Raw genomic sequence first — 1,862 nt, 5'->3', positions numbered from 1 at the left:
CATTTGTTAATACACTTAAATCAAATTTATCAATGCAATAATTATCATTGATATGTGATATTAAATTTAAAAATAAATCAACTTCTGAATCCATTAATTGTTGGATGGATTGTTTCATGAATTCACTAAGTTCGTCGTTTTCGTCAAAAGTAAATATATCAGGTGGCACTCCTAAAGCATTCGATATTTTAGTAATGGTATCTAAAGTTGGAATGTTCTCACCTTTTTCTAGTCTGCATATATGGGAATATGACATTCCGCATAATTCAGCAAGTTTTCTTTGACTTATATTTTTTTCAGTTCTTTTTTCTTTAATTAAATCTCCTATGCTTGGCATTTAAATCACCCTCCTATGTTACTATTATATCAACACTTTGTTACTATGTCAATGTATTGTTATCGTAGTGGTAACAAATTTATATAAATAAAAAAATACCCCTTAAAATTAAGGGATATCAAACTAGACTATTTACTTTTAAAGAACCTTTTAAGCCTTTGTAAAGGGCTTTCTTTAATCTCTTTAATCTCTGAACTGTAATGTTGTTCTCTCCATACTGTTAACTTTTCATCAACTTCTTTTGCCTTAGATTCTTCAAGCATTTGAATTGCTTTTTGTTCTTCTCTCTTCAATATCTGCTCGTTTTCAACCAACTTTACTTGCTTTAAAATTAAATCATCCTTGGAACGAATTTGTTCTTTGAGAAATTTAATTTCCTCTTTTAATTCTGATATATAAATATCTATATATTTATCTGAAACAATGTCAGCTACAACTTCGTCTTTAGCCTTATCTATAGGATTATCTCCTATCATATCTATTATTTTGTAGTTATAGTATGTAATGCCCTTTTCCTTGCGTTGTAAAGGCTGTAAAACGTCATTGTCAAGTGTTTTAATTTTATTATATATACTAACCTTGCTTAACCCTAGTAAATCAGCGATTTCAATTACTTTAAACCATTCTTTACTCTCATTATTCACTTTACACCCCACCTTTAAACTCTAGTTTACACTCTTTACAGGCTTGATGGAATAATAAAAATGAATTTAGAATTATAATATTTTTTTGCAATAGTTAATTGAATCACTGCAATGCTTCATAATTCGATTTTAAGCACTCCAAGCATATAAGAGGTGTAAACACCTTACCATGTATTGAATTGACGTTCCATAGCTATTTTGAGCGATTTAAAGATGGGGTAGTTACTATCAACACTATAGAGTCACGAATGGTTACCCCATCACCAATAAATTTATATCCTTGTCCTCTTAATTTTTATAACTTAGTTTAATCTTAATCATAAGTACCTACTTTTATAAAAAGCAAATTTTTCTTTTAACCCTTATAGGAGGTTTCATAAGTATTTCCCATAATGGATTACAAGAGCACTTTCCCGCCCAATAGTCATAAGCATCCACTACTATCTCTAATCCACAGTACTGGCTTACAAGGTTCATATCTACTTTAGAATAATCATTACATTCAACTTCAAATATTTCAACTTGATTATAAATATGTAATTCCTGTTTAAACCTATTTACTTCTTCTAAATTTTCAATTCCAAAAAATGCTTCAAACCTAGATACTTTATTAACAAATTTATTGCGTCTAACTAATTCAAATATCAATTCCATATAGTTAGAATTTCCTTCTAAAGTTCTCCCTCTTAGTGAAATCCCATTATTAAAGAATTGGGTTAAATCTTTAATATCTGATTCTAATTCACCATCAAATAGGCGATCATTATAATTAATTAAATTTATAATTTGACCTTCTTTTAATGTTCCCAGTCTATCAATATGATAAAACGTAGCTATTTTTCTCACCTCATTTTTTAATATTGCAAATTAGTTAATCTTAC

Annotated in this window: 3 protein-coding genes; all 3 read right to left on the bottom strand. The window is 28.5% G+C overall.

The genetic code is table 11. The features are described from left to right. The coding region (locus ABDZ93_RS20030; RefSeq protein ID WP_343828290.1) for a helix-turn-helix domain-containing protein at positions 1 to 337 on the bottom strand (337 nt) is incomplete at its 3' end. A gap of 128 nt (positions 338 to 465) precedes the next feature. After that, complete coding sequence (locus ABDZ93_RS20025) at positions 466 to 981, bottom strand: hypothetical protein (protein WP_343828289.1); 516 nt, start codon at positions 979 to 981, stop codon at positions 466 to 468. A 333-nt stretch (positions 982 to 1,314) separates the two neighbouring features. After that, positions 1,315 to 1,827: a hypothetical protein gene (locus tag ABDZ93_RS20020; protein WP_343828288.1), complete on the bottom strand. Its 513-nt coding sequence runs from the start codon at positions 1,825 to 1,827 to the stop codon at positions 1,315 to 1,317. Positions 1,828 to 1,862 lie beyond the last annotated feature (35 nt).

This window comes from Clostridium subterminale (assembly GCF_039521425.1).
GTDB lineage: Bacteria > Bacillota > Clostridia > Clostridiales > Clostridiaceae > Clostridium_J > Clostridium_J subterminale.
The sequence above is the reverse complement of the archived record's forward strand: the minus strand, read 5'-3'. Positions and strand labels throughout refer to the sequence as shown.